At 69.1% G+C, this 18,055-nt stretch carries 17 protein-coding genes and 2 tRNA genes; 9 read left to right on the top strand and 10 right to left on the bottom strand.

Going from position 1 to position 18,055, the window contains the following annotated elements:
* Positions 1-9: 9 nt before the first annotated feature.
* The 3 genes from F9288_RS19645 to F9288_RS19655 are packed head-to-tail and all read right to left on the bottom strand — an operon-like array spanning position 10 to position 5,869.
* Positions 10-1,437 carry an efflux transporter outer membrane subunit gene (locus F9288_RS19645; RefSeq protein WP_368076174.1) on the bottom strand — a complete coding sequence of 476 codons (1,428 nt, stop codon included), beginning with the start codon at positions 1,435-1,437 and terminating at the stop codon, positions 10-12.
* On the bottom strand, positions 1,434-4,628 hold the full coding sequence (locus F9288_RS19650) for an efflux RND transporter permease subunit (protein WP_174838329.1): 3,195 nt from the start codon (positions 4,626-4,628) through the stop codon (positions 1,434-1,436). The genes F9288_RS19645 and F9288_RS19650 overlap by 4 nt, the downstream gene beginning before the upstream one ends.
* Positions 4,625-5,869, bottom strand: a complete 1,245-nt coding sequence (locus F9288_RS19655; protein ID WP_174838330.1) for an efflux RND transporter periplasmic adaptor subunit — start codon at positions 5,867-5,869, stop codon at positions 4,625-4,627. The genes F9288_RS19650 and F9288_RS19655 overlap by 4 nt, the downstream gene beginning before the upstream one ends.
* Before the next feature lie 212 nt (positions 5,870-6,081).
* On the opposite strand from F9288_RS19655, the gene F9288_RS19660 reads away from it, so the two are divergent.
* Complete coding sequence (locus tag F9288_RS19660; protein WP_174838331.1) at positions 6,082-7,083, top strand: sensor histidine kinase; 1,002 nt, start codon at positions 6,082-6,084, stop codon at positions 7,081-7,083.
* On the opposite strand, the gene F9288_RS19665 is transcribed toward F9288_RS19660, so the two are convergent.
* A complete protein-coding gene (locus F9288_RS19665; RefSeq protein WP_302675302.1) occupies positions 7,080-7,475 on the bottom strand; it encodes a (deoxy)nucleoside triphosphate pyrophosphohydrolase in 396 nt (131 codons plus the stop codon). The two genes, F9288_RS19660 and F9288_RS19665, sit on opposite strands and share 4 nt — an antisense overlap.
* Positions 7,476-7,523: 48 nt before the next feature.
* On the opposite strand from F9288_RS19665, the gene F9288_RS19670 reads away from it, so the two are divergent.
* The 3 genes from F9288_RS19670 (at position 7,524) to F9288_RS19680 (ending at position 8,942) form a co-directional block, all read left to right on the top strand.
* Entirely contained in the window at positions 7,524-7,730 is a 207-nt protein-coding gene (locus F9288_RS19670; RefSeq protein ID WP_174838332.1) for a Flp family type IVb pilin, read from the top strand.
* Between the two features lie 136 nt (positions 7,731-7,866).
* Positions 7,867-8,034 (top strand): Flp family type IVb pilin, encoded by a 168-nt coding sequence (locus F9288_RS19675; protein WP_174838333.1) that lies wholly within the window; start codon positions 7,867-7,869, stop codon positions 8,032-8,034.
* Positions 8,035-8,162: 128 nt separating this feature from the next.
* Positions 8,163-8,942, top strand: a complete 780-nt coding sequence (locus tag F9288_RS19680; RefSeq protein WP_174838334.1) for a tyrosine-protein phosphatase — start codon at positions 8,163-8,165, stop codon at positions 8,940-8,942.
* A 2-nt stretch (positions 8,943-8,944) separates the two neighbouring features.
* On the opposite strand, the gene F9288_RS19685 is transcribed toward F9288_RS19680, so the two are convergent.
* Entirely contained in the window at positions 8,945-10,243 is a 1,299-nt protein-coding gene (locus tag F9288_RS19685) for an Nramp family divalent metal transporter (protein WP_174838335.1), read from the bottom strand.
* A gap of 67 nt (positions 10,244-10,310) precedes the next feature.
* Here F9288_RS19685 and F9288_RS19690 point away from each other — a divergent pair, with 67 nt between their 5' ends.
* On the top strand, positions 10,311-10,769 hold the full coding sequence (locus tag F9288_RS19690) for a DUF2147 domain-containing protein (RefSeq protein ID WP_254620977.1): 459 nt from the start codon (positions 10,311-10,313) through the stop codon (positions 10,767-10,769).
* A gap of 6 nt (positions 10,770-10,775) precedes the next feature.
* Here F9288_RS19690 and F9288_RS19695 read toward each other — a convergent pair whose 3' ends face one another.
* Positions 10,776-11,405 carry a DNA-3-methyladenine glycosylase gene (locus F9288_RS19695; protein ID WP_174838336.1) on the bottom strand — a complete coding sequence of 210 codons (630 nt, stop codon included), beginning with the start codon at positions 11,403-11,405 and terminating at the stop codon, positions 10,776-10,778.
* Positions 11,406-11,459: 54 nt separating this feature from the next.
* Between F9288_RS19695 and F9288_RS19700 the strand changes: the two genes are divergently transcribed.
* Positions 11,460-11,777 (top strand): 2Fe-2S iron-sulfur cluster-binding protein, encoded by a 318-nt coding sequence (locus F9288_RS19700; protein ID WP_174839215.1) that lies wholly within the window; start codon positions 11,460-11,462, stop codon positions 11,775-11,777.
* 156 nt (positions 11,778-11,933) lie between these two features.
* Here F9288_RS19700 and rlmB read toward each other — a convergent pair whose 3' ends face one another.
* Entirely contained in the window at positions 11,934-12,680 is a 747-nt protein-coding gene (rlmB, locus tag F9288_RS19705) for a 23S rRNA (guanosine(2251)-2'-O)-methyltransferase RlmB (protein WP_174838337.1), read from the bottom strand.
* Between the two features lie 198 nt (positions 12,681-12,878).
* Here rlmB and F9288_RS19710 point away from each other — a divergent pair.
* Positions 12,879-12,964, top strand: a tRNA-Tyr gene (locus tag F9288_RS19710).
* Positions 12,965-13,394: 430 nt separating this feature from the next.
* On the opposite strand, the gene F9288_RS19715 is transcribed toward F9288_RS19710, so the two are convergent.
* Positions 13,395-13,468 (bottom strand) — tRNA-Gly (locus tag F9288_RS19715).
* A 69-nt stretch (positions 13,469-13,537) separates the two neighbouring features.
* On the opposite strand from F9288_RS19715, the gene F9288_RS19720 reads away from it, so the two are divergent.
* Together F9288_RS19720 and F9288_RS19725 are read left to right on the top strand one after the other, a co-directional pair.
* On the top strand, positions 13,538-14,674 hold the full coding sequence (locus tag F9288_RS19720; protein ID WP_174838338.1) for an epoxide hydrolase family protein: 1,137 nt from the start codon (positions 13,538-13,540) through the stop codon (positions 14,672-14,674).
* A 64-nt stretch (positions 14,675-14,738) separates the two neighbouring features.
* On the top strand, positions 14,739-16,016 hold the full coding sequence (locus tag F9288_RS19725; RefSeq protein WP_174838339.1) for an isoprenylcysteine carboxylmethyltransferase family protein: 1,278 nt from the start codon (positions 14,739-14,741) through the stop codon (positions 16,014-16,016).
* On the opposite strand, the gene F9288_RS19730 is transcribed toward F9288_RS19725, so the two are convergent.
* A complete protein-coding gene (locus tag F9288_RS19730; RefSeq protein ID WP_174838340.1) occupies positions 16,013-17,386 on the bottom strand; it encodes a glutamate--cysteine ligase in 1,374 nt (457 codons plus the stop codon). The two genes, F9288_RS19725 and F9288_RS19730, sit on opposite strands and share 4 nt — an antisense overlap.
* A gap of 43 nt (positions 17,387-17,429) precedes the next feature.
* On the bottom strand, positions 17,430-17,987 hold the full coding sequence (locus F9288_RS19735) for a septation protein IspZ (RefSeq protein WP_174838341.1): 558 nt from the start codon (positions 17,985-17,987) through the stop codon (positions 17,430-17,432).
* Positions 17,988-18,055 lie beyond the last annotated feature (68 nt).

The raw sequence follows: 18,055 nt of genomic DNA on the forward strand, positions 1-18,055 counted from the left end.
CGATCCGTCCTAGCGCGCGCCGACCGGCGTGCCGCAGGCCTGGAACAACGCCACCGTGTCGGTCAGCCGCGCGGCGGTCGCCTGGAGGCGCTGCACCGACGCCTGCGACGCCGCCGACGAGGCGTTGAGCAGCGCCAGCGTGCCGACCGCGCCAAGCTCCATCTGCCGCCGCGTCATCGCCAGCGTGCGCCCGGCGGCATCGTCGGCGCGCGTGGCGGCGTCCAGCGCGGCGGCGTCGGTGCGCAGGCCGGATAGCGCATCGTCCACGTCGAGGAACGCCTGCAACACCGCCGCGCGATATTGCGCCTTGGTCGCGTCCAGCGCCGCCTCCGCCGCGCGCTGGCGATGGCGCAATTCGCCGGAATGGAAGATCGGCTGGGTCACGCCGCCGATCAGCGCGAAGAACGGATTGCCGCTGGCGAACATGTCGAGGAAACGCGTCGAGGAGCCGCCGGCATTGCCGCTCAGCGTGATCGCGGGCAGTCGCGCCGCGATCGCCGCGCCGACATCCGCCGCCGCGCCGCGCATCTGCGCCTCCGCCGCGCGCACGTCCGGGCGATGCGCGACGATATCGGACGGCAGCGACAGCGGCAGGTCGGCGGGCAAGTGCAGTTCCTCCATCGCCGGCAGGTCGGGCAGCGGCGAGCCAGCCGGGCGGCCGAGCAGCGAGAGGATCAGCCCGGCCTGGTGATCGCGCTGCCGCTCCAGCGCCGGCAGCGCCGTCTCGACATTGGCGAGCACGGTCTGCTGCGCCGTCACCTCGGCCAGCCCCACGTCGCCTAGCGCGCGGCGGCGTTCGAGCATCGCGACCAGCGCGCGATTGTCCGCGATCGCCTTCTCCGTCGCCGCCACCTGCGCGTCGAGCGCGGCATGCTGGATCGCCGCGACGACGAGATTGGCGACCGCCGCGATCCGCGCCGCCTCCAGCCGCTGCCCCGCCACCTCGGCCGCCGCTCGGGCCGAGCGCACCGCGTTGCGTCCCGCGCCGAACAGGTCGAGCGGATAGGCCACCGTCACCTGCGCGGTATGCAATGTGTAGAGATAGCTCACGTTGTCGGCGAGCGGCGGGGAGAGCGCGCGCGATATCCGCGTCCGCTCCGCCTGATAGCCGGCGTCCACCTTCGGTCCCTGCGCCCCGGCGGTGGCGCTGGCCAGCTCGCGCGCCTGCCGGAGGTTGGCTTCGGCGGTCGCCAGATCCTCGTTATGCGCCAGCGCGGCGCGGACCAGCGCGTCGAGCTTCGCGCTGCCGAACGCGCGCCACCATTCGGCGAGCGCGGGCGCGCCCGCTTCCAGCCGCTGCGCCCCGCCGGTTACGGGCGCGATCGTCTCGGATACGCGCGCGGGCGGCAGCGGCGCCTCCGTCCCCGGATGCGCGGGAGCGATCGTGCAGCCCGCGAGCAGCAATGCCGCGAGCGAGACGGGAAACAGGCGCATCATGCCGGCTCCATCGGCGTGCCGTCGGCATGGTGCCGGTGCTCGGCGTGGCCGTGTGCCCCGTGATGGCGCGAGAAGCGCACGATCAGCACCGGCAGCACCATCAGGATCAGCACCGGCGCCAGCGTCATCCCGCCGACCACCACCAGCGCCAGCGGCTTCTGCACCTGGCTACCGATGCCGGTCGAGATCGCCGCCGGCAGCAGGCCGATCGCGGCCGCGAGGCAGGTCATCACCACCGGGCGCAGGCAGTGGCGCACCGTCACGGCGATCGCCTCGTCGCGCGCCAGCCCTTCGTTGACCTGGGTGTTGAAGGTCGCGACGACGAGGATGCCGTCCATCACCGCGATGCCGAACAGCGCGACGAAGCCGATCGCGGCGGAGATGCTGAACGGCGTGCCCGTCAGCGCCAGCGCCAGCACGCCCCCGATCAGCGCCATCGGGATGACGCTGAACGCCAGCATCGTGTCCCGGATCGAGCCGAAATTGGCGAACAGCAGCACGACGATCAGCAGCAGGCTGATCGGCACCACCACCTCCAGCCGCGCGACCGCATTGGCGAGGTTGCCCAGCTCGCCCGCCCATTCGAGGTGATAGCCCGGCGGCAGCACGACATGTTTCGCGATCCGCGCCTTCACCTCGTCCACCGTGCTGCCGAGATCGCGACCGCGCACGCTGAACTTGATCGGGACATAGCGTTCCTGATGCTCGCGATAGATGAACGACGCGCCGGAGGTGAGGCGGATCTTCGCCACTTCCGACAGCGGCACCTGCACCAGCCCGTTGCCGCTTGGCGCCGGCGCGCCGACGGTGATGCGGTTCAGCGCCTCGATATCGTTGCGCTGCGCCGGATCGAGCCGGACGACGATCGGGAAATAGCGATCGGTATCCTTCTCGTAGAGGTTGGCGACGGACGCGCCGCCGACCGCCGCCGCGATCGTCTGGTTGATGTCGTCGGGCGCGAGACCGTAGCGCGCCGCCGCCAGCCGGTCGATGTCGATGCGCACGGTCGGCTGGCCGAGCGAATCCGACACGCCGAGGTCGGCGATGCCGCGCACCTGCGCCATCTGCGCCTTGATCTCGCCCGCGATCTTTTCCAGCGTCTCAAGATCGCTGCCGAACACCTTGATCGAATTGGCGCCCTTCACGCCCGACGACGCCTCGTCGACATTGTCCTGGATATATTGCGAGAATTCGAAATCCACGCCGGGATATTTCGCCTGCAATTTCCGTTGCAGCTCGGCGGTGAGCTTCTCCTTGCTCGCGCCGCGCGGCCAGTCCTCCGCCGGCTTCAGCGGCGCGTAGAATTCGGCGTTGAAGAAGCCCGTCGCGTCGGTGCCGTCGTCGGGGCGGCCGTGGGTGGAGACGACGCGCTCCACCTCCGGCCGCCCGGCGATGATGCGGCGGATGCCGTTGACCACCGGCTGCCCCGCCTCCAGCGAGATCGACGGCGGCAGCGTGGCGCGGATGTAGAGGTTGCCCTCCTCCAGATGCGGCAGGAACTCCACGCCCAGCGCGCGCACCGCATAGAGCGAGCCGGCCAGCGCGATCCCGGTCAGCCCCAGCGTCAGCACGCGATTGGCGAGCGCGAAGGACACCGCCGGCTCGGCGACCCGCTTCAGCTGGCGGACCACCCATGTATCGACCTCCGCCAGCTTGTCCGGCAGCAGCAGCGCCGACAGCACGGGCGCGACGGTGAAGGCGGCGACCAGCCCGCCGGCGATGGCATAGGCATAGGTCTTGGCCATCGGGCCGAAGATATGCCCCTCCACCCCGGTCAGCGTGAACAGCGGCAGGAAGCTGGCGATGATGATCGCGGCGGCGAAGAAGATGCCCCGGCTCACGTCGTTCGACGCATGCAGGATCGCGGAGAAGCGGTTCGCCGTGCTCGCATGGATGCGCCCGGTGCCGATATCGTGCGACCGCTCCGCCATGCGGCGGAAGATCGCCTCCACCATGATGACGGCCGCATCGACGATCAGCCCGAAATCGAGCGCGCCGAGCGACAGCAGGTTGGCGGATTCGCCCTGGAAGATCAGCACCAGCACCGCGACCGACAGCGCGAAGGGGATCGTCACCGCGACGATCAGCGCGCTGCGCAGGTTGCCGAGGAACAGCCATTGCAGCGCGAAGATCAGCAGCACGCCCATGGCGAGGTTGTGCATCACCGTATGGGTGGTGACGCCGATCAGGTTCGAGCGGTCGTAGATGCGCTCCAGATGGACGCCGGGGGGCAGGACGCCGCCGGCATTGACCGTCTCCACCTCCTGCTCCACCGCGCGGATCGCGGGCATCGACCGCGCGCCGCGCTGCATCAGCACGATGCCCATGACGATGTCGTCGTCCGCGCCGTCCCCGGCGATGCCGAGGCGCGGCATGTTGCCGATCGCCACCTCGCCCACGTCGCGCAGCAGCACCGGCGTCGAGCCGCCCGCGCCGCCCCCCGTGCCGACCCCCATGCCAACCATCGTGTCGCGGATCGCCTCGACCGACTGGATCAGCCCGACGCCGCGCACGATCGCCGCCTGCTCGCCGAAATTCACCGTCTGCCCGCCGACGTTGCCGTCGCTCTTGCCGAGCGCCGCCAGCACCTGCGGCACGGAGACGCCATGCGCGATCAGCCTGTCGCGATCGAGCCGCACCTCATAGGTGCGCAGCTTGCCGCCCCATCCGGTGACGTCGACGACGCCCGGCAGCCGCTTGAAGCGGCGTTGCAGCACCCAGTCCTGCAACGTCTTGAGGTCCATCACCGAATAGCCCGGCGGGCCGACGATGCGGTAGCGGTAGATCTCCCCGATCGGGCTGGTCGGCGAGAGGGTCGGCTGCGCGCCGTTGGGCATCGGCGGGATTTGCGAAAGGCGGCCGAGCACGAGTTGCTCCGCCTCGCGGAAGGTCTCGTCATAGGTGAACTGGATCTTCACGTCCGACAGGCCGAACAGCGAGATCGAACGCACCGCCGTGACGTGCGGCAGCCCGGCGATCGCCACTTCGATCGGGGTGGTGACGTTGCGCTCCATCTCCTCCGCCGAGGTGCCGTTGCTCTGCGTCAGCACCTCCACCATCGGCGGGACCGGATCGGGATAGGCCTCGATATTGAGGTTCGCGAAGCCGACCGCGCCGGCCAGGATCAGCCCGATCAGCAGCGTCAGCACCAGCATCCGCTGGCGCAGCGCCAGCTCGACCAGCCGGTTCATTGGTCGAGGCCCGCCTCGTTGACGAACAGCGCGCCCTTGGTGACGACCCGGTCGCCGGGCTTGAGGCCGGCGAGGATGCGGGTGAAGCCGCCTTCGCTCGGCCCGGTGGTGACGGGGCGGGCGTAGAGCAGCCGGTCGCGCCCCTCCACCCACACGCGGGCGCTGTCGCCCTCATGGATCACCGCCGATCCGGGCACCAGCACGGCATCGCCGCCCCCGGTCCGCCGGCTGATCGTGAAGGAGGCGAACATCTGCGGCTTGAGCGCGCCGTCCGGGTTGTCGATCGAGGCGCGCACCGGCAGGCGGTGGCTGTTCGGATCGAGCGCCGCGCCGACATTGTCGATCCGCGCGGCGAAGGTGCGGCCGGGCAGCGCGGGCGTCGTCACCCGCACCTGATCGCCGACGTGGACGGTCGCCGCATCGCTCTCCGCCAGTTGCGCGACGAGCCAGACGCGCGAGGGATCGGTGATCGTCAGCAGCGGTGTGGTGCCGCCGGCGGTGACGAACTGGCCCGGCGCGACGTTGCGATCCGCGATCAGCCCGGCGACCGGCGCGCGATAGACGGTGGCGGGCTGCCCCGCGGGTCCCCCGCTGTCCCCGCTGCTGCCGAAGATCGCGACATGGTTGCGCGCCGCCCGCTCGGCCGATTCCGCCGTGCGCAGCGCCGATTGCGCCGCGACCAGATCGGCCTGCGACTGGGTGTAATCCTTCAGCGCGCCGCCGGCCGTCTCATAGATCGCCTTCTGCCGGGCGGCGCTGGCCGTGGCGACGCGCAGCGCCTCCGCCGCCGACGCGCGCTGCGCCGCCGCCGTCGCGAGCGCGTTGCGCGCATCGACCATCTCGGGCGACGCGATGCGCAGCAGCGGCTGCCCCTTCGCCACCCGCCGCCCCGGCTCGACATAGACCGCCAGCACCTGTCCCGAGAACGGCAGCAGGACGGGCGTGCTGTGATCCCCGTCGACCGCGATCGCCCCGCTGGCGCGCACGAGCTGCGCATCCGCCCCGCTCGTCACCGGCGCGATGGTGAGCTGCGCCAGCTGCTCCGGCGTCGGCCTGAACGCGCCCGCCGGCAATTTCGGCGGCACCGGCGGCGGCGAGGTGAACAGCGCCCGCGCGCCCGCGATCAGCAGCAGCACCGCCACCAGTACGGCGGCGGCCAGCACGACGAGGCGAAGCTGCCCGGCGCGGCCGATCGCCCGCGCGGGCGGAAGTGGTGACGAGGAAGCCAGATTGTCGGTCACGCGCCCTGTCCGCTGCCGGTTGATGCCTTCGTTCCCGGGAAAAGGGAGCCGTTCGCGCCCCTCTATTCCCCGTCGCTTACATGGACATTACGCTGACGCCGCGATCGGATATTCCTTCAAGTAAGGCGCCCGTAAGCAACCCCGCCCACAGTCCCCGCCGGTCAGCCCGCGCCTGCATCGGCTTCGCACGGATGTGGGCAGGAGAAGCCGCCGTGTCTCCATCATCGCTCTATCGCTCGCTCGTCCTGCCCGCCGGCGCGTTCCTACTGGTCGTCGCGGTCACGGTCGCCTCGGTGCATTTCGCCCCGGACCGGCCGTGGCTGCTGTTCATCTTCATGGCGCTGGCGTTCGTCGTCGTCGCGGTGGTGGGCGGTCGCGGACCCGGACTGGTGGGGGTCGGCTTCGGCACGCTCGCCCTCGCCGTCGCGCTGCCCGGCGAAGGGTTGGCGGTGCCCGATCCCGACGACGCGCTGGCGCTGATCGCGACGCTGGCGCTGGGGTTGCTCGTCACATGGGCGGCGGGTCACTGGAAGCGCCGGAATGACCTGCTTGCCGCCGAGCTGCGACTCGCCCGCGCCGGGCAGGAGCGCGCGGCCGCGCTGCTGCGCGAATTGTCGCACCGGCTCGCCAACGATCTCGCGATGCTCGTTTCCACCGCTTCGCTCGCTGCCCGCCGCTCGACCAGCCCGGAAACCGCCGCCACCCTCGATCAGGTGATATCGCGCATGGTGGTGCTGAGCCGGGTCTATCAGCGCCTGCGGATCTACGAGGCGACAAGCGAGCGGGTGGAACTGAGCGCCTTCCTCGCCAACCTGTGCGACGACATGCGGCTCACGCGCTTCAACATGCGCCCGATCGCGCTGCATCTGGAGCTTTCGGCCTGCGCCGTGCCGCTGTCGCAGGCGGTGATCCTCGGCCTGGTCACCAACGAGCTGCTGACGAACATCGCCAAACATTCATTTCCCGACGACCGGCCCGGCAATGTCACGGTGCGATTGCGGCCGCACCCCTTCCGCCCGGACGCGATGCAGCTCACGGTGAGCGACGACGGCATCGGCTTCACGCCGGCCGCGCCGGACGACGCGCACATGGGCCAGCGGCTGCTCGCCGCGCTCGCCTCGCAACTCGGCGGCGACATCGCGACCGCCCGGCAGGAAGGGAGGACGATCGCGACTCTCCACTTCCCGCTGTCGCCCCACGCGCCGGGCGCCTAGGATCGCAACGCCGCGAGCAGCGGCACGTCCGCCGCCGGCATCGGCAGCGCGGCGAGCGAATCGGCATCGCCCCATCGCAATTCGGCCGCCTCCAGCGCCTGCGGATCGCCGCTCCAGCGCCGGCAGCGATAGAGCATCAGGATCATGTGCCGGTCGCCAAGCGGCTGGCTGGCGAAGGTGACGGGAGAGAGATCACCGGGCGCGACGATAATGCCAAGTTCCTCATCCAGCTCGCGACAGAGCGCCGCCTCGGGTGATTCGCCGCATTCGACCTTGCCGCCGGGAAATTCCCACAGCCCGGCCAGCGCCTTTCCTTCCGGGCGGCGCTGCATGAGGATATGGCCAGCCTCGTCGATCAACGCGGCGGCCACCACGGGGAAAATTACGGTCACGGCGTGCGCGTCGACATTTCGTTAAGCCTGCTCTGTCATTCTTAGCCCATGTTACGATCGCGGCCATCCCGGACGACCGGTTTTCGTGCCTTCCGCGCGCGCCTCCTCCGCGATCGGCGCGGCGCGACGGCTGTCGAATACGGCCTGATTGTCGCGCTGATCGTGATCGCGATGATCTCCAGCCTGACGAATCTCGCCTCGGTGACCACCGGCATGTGGAACAACGTCAGCAGCAAAGTGGTCAACGCGCAATAATTCTCCGCGCCACGCGCTGAATTTGCCCGCCTTAAACATTCCTCAACCCAGACATTCTATCGATTCGCTTGCTGGATAGGGGGACCCTCGATCCAGTCGGGTGACTGAAGCAATAGATTACCACTGGAGATCGAGCATGCAGAAGATTCGGACCTTCCTGAAGAATTCGAAGGGCGCCACCGCGATCGAGTACGGTCTGATCGCCGCGCTCATCGCCGTCGCCGCGATCGGCGCCATGCAGGGCTTGGGCAGCAAGCTGACCACGACCTTCAACAACGTTTCGAGCAACATGAACGCCAGTTAAGCGTTCACGTTCGAAATTCTGAAAGAACGGGCGGCGGACTTCGGTTCGTCGCCTTTTCTTTTTTTGCGCGAGCGCGTCGCATCGACGCGGTAGCGACAATGCCACGCCGATCGGGTAGCGCGATTCGCATGACCGATCGCGTGCTGAGTTTCGAGGGCGTCCACAATTTCCGCGACTATGGCGGCTATCGCACGCCATCGGGGCCGATGTGCAGCGGCTTGCTGTGGCGTTCCGGCCAGCATGGCGACGCGACGCCTGAAGACCTCGCCGGATTGGCCCGCCTGCGCATCGCCACCGTGATCGACCTGCGCGGCGATACCGAGCGCCGACTCGCCCCATGCCGCCGCCACGACGGCTTCGACGGCGCGGTGCTGTTCGCCCCTGGCGAGACGACCGGCAGCGAACTCGCCCCGCACGAGGAAGCCGGCGCCGGCATCACCACCGCCGCGGAAGCGCGCGCCGCGATGAGGCGGCTCTATGCCACCATGCCCTTTCGCGACGTGCTGATCGGCTCGCTCAGCCTCTATTTCGAGGCGCTGGCGACGCGCGACGGGGCGAGCCTGCTCCACTGCCTCGCCGGCAAGGACCGCACCGGGCTGGCGGTAGCATTGCTCCACGGCCTGCTCGGCGTAAGCGAGGACGATGTGATGGCGGACTATCTCCTCACCAACACCGCCGGCGATCCCGAGCGGCGCATCGCGAGCGCGGCCGTGTCGGTGCGCCAGCGCTACGGCCCGCGGATGAGCGACGAGGCGGTGGTTGCACTGATGTCGGTGGAGGCGGATTATCTCCACACCGCGCTCGGCGCGATCCGCGAGCGGCACGGCAATGTCGAAACCTATGCCGAGCAAGTGCTGGGCGTGGACGCCGCCCGGCGCGAGGCAATCGCGGCGCGGCTGGTCGGCTGAACTCAGCCGAACGCGATCCCCCATAACAGCACGGCGTTCAGCGCGACGATCAGCGCCGCGACCACCCAGGCGACCGCGATCAGCCAGCGCGGCGCGACATGGGCACCCATCACCTTCGCGTTGCCGCTGAAGGTGACGAGCGGGATCACCGCGAACGGCAATTGCATCGACAGGATCACCTGGCTGAGCAGCAGCAGCGGCGTCGTCCCCCGGTCGCCCATCGCCACCACCACCGCGACCGCCGGCACCAGCGCCAGCCCGCGCGTCACCAGCCGTCGCAGCCACATCGGCAGGCGCAGGTCGAGGAAGCCCTCCATCACCACCTGCCCGGCGAGTGTGCCCGTCACGGTGGAATTCTGCCCGCTCGCCAGCAGCGCGATGGCGAACACCGTGCTCGCCGCGCCCACGCCCAGCATCGGCGCGAGCAGGCGGTGCGCCTCCTCGATCTCCGCCACGCCGGTCCGCCCCGCGACATGGAAGGTCGCCGCCGCCAGCACGAGGATCGCGGCGTTGATGAAGAAGGCGAGGCCGAGCGAGACGGTCGAATCGATCGTCGCCAGCCGGATCGCCTCACGCCGGTCGCGATCGGCGCGCCCGAACGCGCGGGTCTGCACCACCGCCGAGTGGAGGTAGAGGTTGTGCGGCATCACCGTCGCGCCGAGGATGCCGATCGCGATGTAGAGCATCGCCGGGTTGCGCACGATCTCCGCCGTCGGCACCAGCCCGCGCGCCGCCGCGCGCCAGTCCGGCCCGGCCCAGGCCAGCTCCAGCGCGAAGCAGCCGGCGATCACGATCAGCAGCGCGGCGATGAACGCCTCCAGCCGCCGGAAGCCAAAGCGTTGCAACGCAAGGATCAGGAACACGTCCAGCGCGGTGAGGCACACGCCGGCGACCAAAGGCAGGCCGAACAGCAATTTCAGCGCGATCGCCGTGCCCAGTACCTCGGCGAGATCGCAGGCGACGATCGCGATCTCGCACAGCACCCACAGGAGCAGCGTGACGCGGCGCGGATAATGCGCCCGGCACGCCTGCGCGAGATCCAGCCCCGAGCCGATCCCCAGCCGCGCGGCGAGCGCCTGAAGCACGATCGCCATCAGGTTCGACAGCAGGACGACCGACAGCAGGGCATAGCCGAACGCCGATCCGCCGGCGATGTCGGTCGCCCAATTGCCCGGGTCCATATAGCCGACCGCGACCAGCCAGCCCGGCCCGATGAAGGCGAGCAGCTTGCGCCAGAACCCGCCGCCGCGCGGCACGGCGACGGAGCCGTGGCTTTCCGGCAGGGAGCGCATGGTATCCATTGTCCGCCTCAATGCGGAAGCGCGCGACGCGGTTCAACCTTGATTGCGAAATGCGACGGAAAAGCGCTTGCCCAAGCGGAGCGCCACCGGCACGTTCCGCGTCATGATGCGCCTTCGCTTTCCCGTCCTCGCCGCGCCCTTGCTCCTGGGTCTCACGGGAGCGGCCCATGCCGCCGATCCGATCGCCGGCCGCTATCTGACGGCGGACGGATCGGGGATCGTCGCGATCGCCGCTTGCGGGGCGGCGATGTGCGGCAAGCTCGCCACCGTGGTGAAGCCCGCGCCGAACGGAGCGGCGGTCGATGCCAGGAACGCCGACCCCGCCCTGCGCTCGCGCCCGCTGCTCGGGCTGGCGATCCTGTCGGGCCTGACGGACAGCGGCAAGGACTGGCGCGGCGAGATATACGATCCGCGCCGGGGCCGGACGTTCAAGTCGATCGTCGCCCGCAATGCCGACGGTTCGCTCAACGTGCAGGGCTGCGTCGCGTTATTCTGCCAGACGCAGGTGTGGCAGCCGGCGCGCTGACGGCGGTCACACCGGCGCGGCGTCCGCCCCCGCGCCATAATGGTGCCAGGTGAAGATCGCCGCAGCGCCGCGATGCGGGCGCCATGCCTCGGCCAGCTCGCGCGTGTATTTCTCGCTCGGCCGGGATTCGTGGCCAAGGATGCGGCCGACCTCGATCTGCACCGCCAGATCGCCCGCCGGCCAGATATCGGGCCGCCCCTCCGCGAACAGCAGGTAGATTTCCGCCGACCAGCGCCCAATGCCCTTCACCCGCGTCAGCGCGGCGATCGCCGCCTCATCGTCGGCAGGCAGCGCGGCGAGATCGAGTCGCCTGCTCAGCACCTCGTCCGCGAGGCTGCGCGCATAGCCCGACTTCTGGCGGGAGAAGCCGCAGGCGCGCAGCGCCTCGTCGCTGGCGCGGGCGATGATCGCCGGATCGGTCGGGTCACCGACCTGCGCCTCCAGCTTGCGCCACACCGCGTCGGCGGCCTTCACGCTGACCTGCTGGCCGACGATCGTGCGCAGCAAGGTGATGTAGCCGCGCGCGCGGATGCGGGGCGCCGGATAGCCGACGCGGGCGAGCGCGGCGGCGAATTTCGGCTCGATTGCGCCCAGCGCATCAACGCCCGCGCGCAGTTGCGCCTCGCTCAACCCCATTGCAGCGTCGTGCTAAGGAAGGCATGGGGCAATGGGAATTTCACGGAGAGCATGATGCCTAAGCTTATCGTCGTTACGCGGGATGGGGAAGAACGCGAGCTTGACGGCGAGGCGGGCCTGTCGGTGATGGAGGTGATCCGCGATGGCGGCATCGACGAAATCCTGGCTCTGTGCGGCGGCTGCTGTAGCTGCGCGACCTGCCACGTCCATGTCGACCCGGAATTTGCGGCCAAACTGCCCGCGATGAGCGAGGACGAGAACGACCTGCTCGATTCGTCAAGCGACCGTAACGAGAATTCGCGCCTGTCGTGCCAGATTCCGTTCAGCGACGCGCTGGACGGGCTGAAGGTGACGATCGCGGCGGAGGACTGACGGGCGAAGGCGCGCGTGCCGCGCGCCGGTGCGCCAAGGCGTATTGCCTGTCACGGCCGGCGAACCCGTCCGACGGCGCGTCTCCGCGACGCCACCCACCATCCCCTCGTCACCCCGGCACAAGGGCCGGGGTGACGAAGAGGGTCGCCCCGCGAACTACCCCCGCGCCGCCACCGCATAGAGCGCGATCGCGGCGGCGTTCGACACGTTGAGGCTCTCCACCTTCGGCGAGATCGGCAGCTTCGCGAGCTGGTCGCAATGCGCCTCCGTGTTCTGGCGCATCCCCTCGCCTTCCGCGCCGAGCACCACCGCGATTCGCGCCTCGCCCATCGTTTCGGCCAGCGTCAGCGTCGCGTGGCCGGTTAGGCCGATGCGCCAGAAACCGGCCTCCGCGATCTCGTCCAGAGCGCGCGCGAGGTTCACCACGCGCACCCACGGCACCGTCTCCAGCGCGCCCGAGGCGGCGCGCGCCAGCACGCCCGATTCGGGCGGCGCATGGCGATCCTGCGTGATGATGCCGAGCGCGTCGAACGCCGCCGCGGAGCGCATGATCGCGCCGACATTGTGCGGATCGGTCACCTGATCGAGCACCACGAGCGGGCGACGGTCGTCGCGCCCCTGCTCCAGCAGGTCGCCGAGCCAAATTTCCTCCAGCGGATCGACCTCCGCCACCAGTCCCTGATGCGGCGCGTCGTTCGGCACCATCCGCCCGAGATCGGCTACATCGGCATAGACCACCGGCAGCACCGGCGGCAGATCGAGCGCCGCCAGCGCCTCGCGCGTGCCCCATAGCTTGCGCACGTTGCGATCGGGGTTCGCCAGCGCCGCGATCACGGCATGGCGCCCCCAGAAGCGGGGGCGGCCGCCGGTGGGCTGGGAGGGTCGGTGTCCGCGACGGGCCATCAATTGTCTTTCCGGTCAGGCGAAAGGATCATCGCAGCGGATTGGGCGGTGGTGGCGGGCGCGGCAAGGGTTTTTCCGCCGCGCGGGCGTTATTTCGCCGCGCAAGGCCGTGCCCCGCGCGCCGGACGGCCAGAGTGCGTTGACAGCGCCGCCGCGCTTCGGCATTGGGCGCCCTCGCTTTGACGAAGCGGCCCCATTGGAAGGGTGGCCGAGTGGTTAAAGGCAGCAGACTGTAAATCTGCCCACGCAAGTGTACGCTGGTTCGAATCCAGCCCCTTCCACCATCCGCCGCGCCAGGGGCTTCCCACGATCACCAGAGAAAAACGCCCCTTCGCGGGCTCATCGCGCTTGTCTCGCGAATACCCCGTCTGTCAGCGGCGCGCAGAAAGTTGCGGACAACACCGGCCCGGCGCGCACTTCAGCGCGATCGGCACGCCGGCAAGATACAACGCCGCCGCCATGCTGAGCTGGAGCAGCCTCCAACGCTCACGCGAGGGCGGAAGCGCCAGCGGCGCAAGTCCGAGAGAAAGAAACGGCGCGGGTCGCCAACGAAGCGGTCTCGTCCAAACCGGCGCAGCCAGCCACCGGGACACGCGCGATGAGAGCGAAAAGGGGAGCGATTTCAGGCCCGCCGATCTAAAGAGGCGTGGCCTCTGAAGCGATCACCGCCCGGCCCATATTTGGCGGCGGGTACGGCGCCGTCAGGTGGGAGGCTGGAGCGGGTAACGGGAATCGAACCCGTGTATTCAGCTTGGAAGGCTGCTGCACTACCATTGTGCTATACCCGCGCTCCGGTCGTCCGCCTGCCACACCAAAGCGGCGCCGGTCAACCGGGTGCGCGCCATGCGGAGAGGATAATGAGCGACGCGATCACCCCGTTCCATCTCGCCATCCCCGAAACCGAGCTGGACGACCTGCGCGCGCGGCTCGCCCGAACGCGCTGGCCGGAGCGGGAGACGGTGGACGGCTGGGAACAGGGCGTGCCGCTCGATCGCGCGCGGGCGCTGGTCGATCACTGGCGCGACCGATATGACTGGCGCGCGTGCGAGGCGCGGCTCAATACGCTCGGCCAATATCGCACGACGATCGACGGCACGGGCATCCATTTCCTCCACGTCCGCTCGCCGGAGCGGAACGCGTTGCCGCTGGTCATCACCCACGGCTGGCCGGGATCGGTGATCGAGTTCCTCAAGGTGATCGGCCCGCTCGCAGACCCTGCCGCGCACGGCGGCGACCCGCGCGACGCCTTCCATGTCGTCGCGCCCTCGCTCCCCGGCTACGGCTTTTCGGACCGCCCGGCGGATCGCTGGCCGGTCGAGCGGATCGCCGCCGCGTGGATCACGCTGATGAAGCGCCTCGGCTATGAACGCTTCGTCGCACAGGGCGGCGACTGGGGCTCGGCGGTGGCCTCCGCGATCGGCGCGAGCGGCGATCCGGCGGTGGCGGGCATACACGTCAACATGATCGTCGCGCCGCCGACGCCCGAGGATATCGCCAGCGCGGCGCCGGAGGAGCAACGCGCGCTCGTCACGCTGCAACGTTATATGAGCGACGGCAACGGCTATGCCCGGCAGCAGGCGACGCGGCCGCAGACGCTCGGCTACGGCCTGACCGATTCGCCCGCCGGGCAGGCGATGTGGATCTACGAGAAATTCCGCGAATGGAGCGATTGCGCTGGCGATCCGCTCAACGTGCTGACGATCGACGAGATCATCGACGACATCATGCTCTACTGGCTGCCGGGCACCGCCGCCTCGTCCGCGCGGCTCTATTGGGAGAGCTTCGACCGCTTCGCCGCTGCCCGAGTCGATCTGCCGGTGGCGTGCAGCCTGTTCCCGAAGGAGATTTTCGGAGCCTCGCGCCGCTGGGCGGAGCGGCGCTATCCGAACATCGTCTATTGGAACGAGCCGCCGCGCGGCGGCCATTTCGCCGCATTCGAACAGCCGGCGCTGTTCGTCGAGGAGGTGCGCGCCGGCTTCCGCCCGATGCGGTGATATTCGCAAAGCCCCGGATATCCTTCACGCGATGCTTACCATTGCCATGCCAGACAGTGGGGCGATGCTGCACGACCCCACCTTCTCCCCCGCCGTCCGCGCCGATCCGCGCCCCGCTTCGGCGGTGTCGCACGGCGTGGGGCTGGCCGGGCTGGCCGGGCTGATCCTGTGGGTCGCGGTCGCGCGGCATTTCGGGATGGACGGCCCTTATGCCGCGCTGGTCAATGTCGCCGCCTGCGCGGCGCCGATGGTCCTGTGGTCGCTGCTGATCGACAAGGTGCATCGCAACCCGAGCACCGGAATCGACTGGGCGAGCCGCCGCCCGCTACGCGAGACGATCGACGTCAGCCTCGTCAAACTCACCGGCCTGTGGGTGACATGGGCGGCGATCGCGCTGATCTACGCCACCGGGCGCTTCTATTGGCAGGGCAATTTCCAGTTCGCCATGTGGTGCTTCGAACGCGCCGCGCCGGTGCTGTTCGTGCTTTCCGTCCCCTATGTGATCTGGCTCGACCGCCATCTGGTCGAGCCGCGCGACGGGGCCTGGGCGCTCGGGGCGTGGCTGCTCGGGCAAGGCGCGCCGGAACGCGAGGCGATCTACAACCACCTGAGATCCTGGGCGGTGAAGGGCTTCTTCCTCGCCTTCATGCTGGCGATCGTGCCGCCGGGTTTCGGCGACTTCATCCGCGCCGATGCCTCCGCCGTGCTGCACGATCCGGTGGTGCTGGCGAATTGGCTGATCACCTTCATGTTCGTGATCGACGTGGCTTTCGCGACGGTCGGCTACCTGCTGACGATGCGCCCGCTCGACGCGCATATCCGCACCGCCAACCCCTATGCGGCGGCGTGGATGGCGGCGCTGATGTGCTATCCGCCGTTCATCCTGATGGATACCAACGGCCCGCTCGATTATCATCCCGGCACGGCGGAATGGACATACTGGCTGGCGGGGCACCCGGTCCTGCTGGCGACGACCGGCGCGGCGCTGGTGGTGCTGACCGCGATCTATGCGTGGTCGACGATGGCGTTCGGGATGCGCTTCTCCAATCTCACGCATCGCGGCATCCTGACGCACGGGCCCTATGCCTGGTCGCGGCATCCGGCCTATTTGTCGAAGAACCTGTTCTGGTGGCTCTCGACGCTGCCTTTGCTCTCGACCGGGAGCATCGTGGATGCGACGCGCGCGACGCTGCTGCTCGGCGTGGTGAGCGGCGTCTATTACTGGCGCGCGCGGACGGAGGAGCGGCACCTTTCCGCCGATCCCGACTATCGGGCGTACAGCGAGTGGATGGCGCGCAACGGCCCCGTGCCGCGCTTCTTCGCGTGGATCAGGGGACGCTAGAAGCTCGCTTCGCCGTAAACCCGCGACACGTCGCCGTTCCATGCGCCGTGATAGCGTTCCAGCAGCACCTCCGCCGGCACCTTGCCGCTGCGCACGATCTCGCGCAGCGGATCGAGGAAGCCAGTTTCGTTGTCGCCCGAGCGATTGAGCCGCGCGCGCGCGGCGAGGCCGGCGTTGGCGATCTCCAGCACCTCCCCCGCGATGTCGCGCAGCGTGCCACCGCCGGGGATTGGCGCGGATAGGCCGAGCTTCGGCGCGGCGGTGCGTAGCGCCTCGCGCTCCGCCATCGACCAGTGCTTCACCACGTCCCATGCCGCGTCGAGCGCGCCCTGGTCGTAGAGCAGCCCGACCCATAAAGCCGGCAGCGCGCAGATGCGGTTCCACGGCCCCCCGTCCGCCCCGCGCATCTCGAGGAAGGTCTTGAGCCGCACCTCGGGGAAAGCGGTGGAGAGGTGGTCGTTCCAGTCCTCCAGCGTCGGCTTCTCGCCGGGGAGGACGGGCAGTTCGCCCTTCAGGAAATCGCGGAACGACAACCCGGCCGCGTCGATATACCTGCCGTCGCGGTAAACAAAATACATCGGCACATCGAGCATGTATTCAGCGTAGCGCTCGTAGCCGAAACCATCCTCGAACACGAACGGCAGCATCCCCGTCCGCGCCGGATCGGTATCGGACCAGATGTGGCTGCGGTACGAGAGATAGCCGTTGGGCTTCCCTTCCGTGAACGGCGAGTTGGCGAACAGGGCGGTCGCCAGCGGCTGGAGCGCGAGGCCGACACGGAACTTCCGCGCCATGTCCGCCTCGCTCGCATAATCGAGGTTCACCTGGATCGTGCAGGTGCGCAGCATCATGTCCAGCCCCATCGAGCCGACGCGCGGCATGTGGCGCAACATGATGGCGTAGCGGCCCTTCGGCATGACGGGCAGGTCGCCGCGTGTCTTGTCCGGCCACATGCCGAGGCCGAGGAAGCCGAGGCCGAGCTTCTCCCCCGCCGCCTTCACCTGCTCCAGATGGCGGCCGGTTTCGCAGCACGTCTCGTGCAGATTGTCGAGCGGCGCGCCGGACAGCTCGAACTGCCCCGCCGGCTCCAGGCTGACGCTGCCGTCCGCGCCGGTCAGCGCGATCAGGTTGCCACCCTCCTCCACCGGCTTCCAGCCGTGCCGCTGAAGCTCGATCAGCAGCGCGCGGATTCCGTGCGGCTCGCCCCATGACGGCGCGTGGTGGTCTGTTAGCGAATAAACGAACTTCTCGTGCTCGGTGCCGATGCGCCAGCGTTCCTTCGGCTTCTCGCCCCGCGCGAAGCTGGCGATGAGCTGCTCGCGCGATTCGATGACCGGCGAGTTGCTTTCCGAAACGGTCTTGGTCGTCATGATCGCGCCTTACCGGGCGGCGAACGGGTCCGCTAGAGTGTAACTAGAGACCCTGCCCCACCCGCGCACGGCCGATCGCGTTGACCGTCAGGAACTGGGCCGCGAACAGCAGCAGTTTCGACGCCAGCGGGAAGACGGCGATGAACGCGGGCCAGGCGGCGGTGAAGGCCAGCGCGAACAGCAGGTTCAGCGCCGCGGTGGCCAGCATCAGCAAGGCCCAGACAAAGCCGAATAACGTCATCAGGTCGCCGATCCGCGCCAGATCGTCCGGCGAGACGTAGCGGTTCATCCATCCGCGCCGCAGCATCGCCAGGCCGACCACCGCATAGATGATGCTGGGCTTCACCATCACGAAGCGCGCGTCGCCGCTGAGCATCGTCGCCCCGGCGGAGAACAGGATCAGCGCGAGGCTCACCCATTGCAGCTCCGGCACGCGCCGATGCCGGAAAGCCTCCCACGCCACCACCGCGCAGCCGACGACCGCCCCCGCGCTCGTCGCGGGGACCAGCGCCACATGCGCCGCCAGGAGGAGCGCGAAGACGATCACGCCGAGCGAATCGAGGAACAGCGGCACCAGCGCGTAGAGGAGCGGCCTGAGCATTATCGCCTCAAGTATGTTTCCGTTGTTAACATAGCGATGCGGCCCGCGGCCACGGAAGTCAATCGAAA

Source organism: Sphingomonas sp. CL5.1 (assembly GCF_013344685.1).
Lineage (GTDB): Bacteria > Pseudomonadota > Alphaproteobacteria > Sphingomonadales > Sphingomonadaceae > Sphingomonas.

Excerpts from the sequence above, each read along its gene's own strand:
- rlmB (WP_174838337.1), bottom strand. The coding sequence starts at position 12,680 with ATGGCCCGTCGCGGACACCGACCCTCCCAGCCCACCGGCGGCCGCCCC.
- F9288_RS19725 (WP_174838339.1), top strand. The coding sequence starts at position 14,739 with ATGCTGCACGACCCCACCTTCTCCCCCGCCGTCCGCGCCGATCCGCGC.
- F9288_RS19645 (WP_368076174.1), bottom strand. The coding sequence starts at position 1,437 with ATGATGCGCCTGTTTCCCGTCTCGCTCGCGGCATTGCTGCTCGCGGGC.
- F9288_RS19675 (WP_174838333.1), top strand. The coding sequence starts at position 7,867 with ATGCAGAAGATTCGGACCTTCCTGAAGAATTCGAAGGGCGCCACCGCG.
- F9288_RS19685 (WP_174838335.1), bottom strand. The coding sequence starts at position 10,243 with ATGGATACCATGCGCTCCCTGCCGGAAAGCCACGGCTCCGTCGCCGTG.
- F9288_RS19670 (WP_174838332.1), top strand. The coding sequence starts at position 7,524 with ATGTTACGATCGCGGCCATCCCGGACGACCGGTTTTCGTGCCTTCCGC.
- F9288_RS19735 (WP_174838341.1), bottom strand. The coding sequence starts at position 17,987 with ATGCTCAGGCCGCTCCTCTACGCGCTGGTGCCGCTGTTCCTCGATTCG.
- F9288_RS19730 (WP_174838340.1), bottom strand. The coding sequence starts at position 17,386 with ATGACGACCAAGACCGTTTCGGAAAGCAACTCGCCGGTCATCGAATCG.
- F9288_RS19680 (WP_174838334.1), top strand. The coding sequence starts at position 8,163 with ATGACCGATCGCGTGCTGAGTTTCGAGGGCGTCCACAATTTCCGCGAC.
- F9288_RS19720 (WP_174838338.1), top strand. The coding sequence starts at position 13,538 with ATGAGCGACGCGATCACCCCGTTCCATCTCGCCATCCCCGAAACCGAG.
- F9288_RS19695 (WP_174838336.1), bottom strand. The coding sequence starts at position 11,405 with ATGGGGTTGAGCGAGGCGCAACTGCGCGCGGGCGTTGATGCGCTGGGC.
- F9288_RS19650 (WP_174838329.1), bottom strand. The coding sequence starts at position 4,628 with ATGAACCGGCTGGTCGAGCTGGCGCTGCGCCAGCGGATGCTGGTGCTG.
- F9288_RS19700 (WP_174839215.1), top strand. The coding sequence starts at position 11,460 with ATGCCTAAGCTTATCGTCGTTACGCGGGATGGGGAAGAACGCGAGCTT.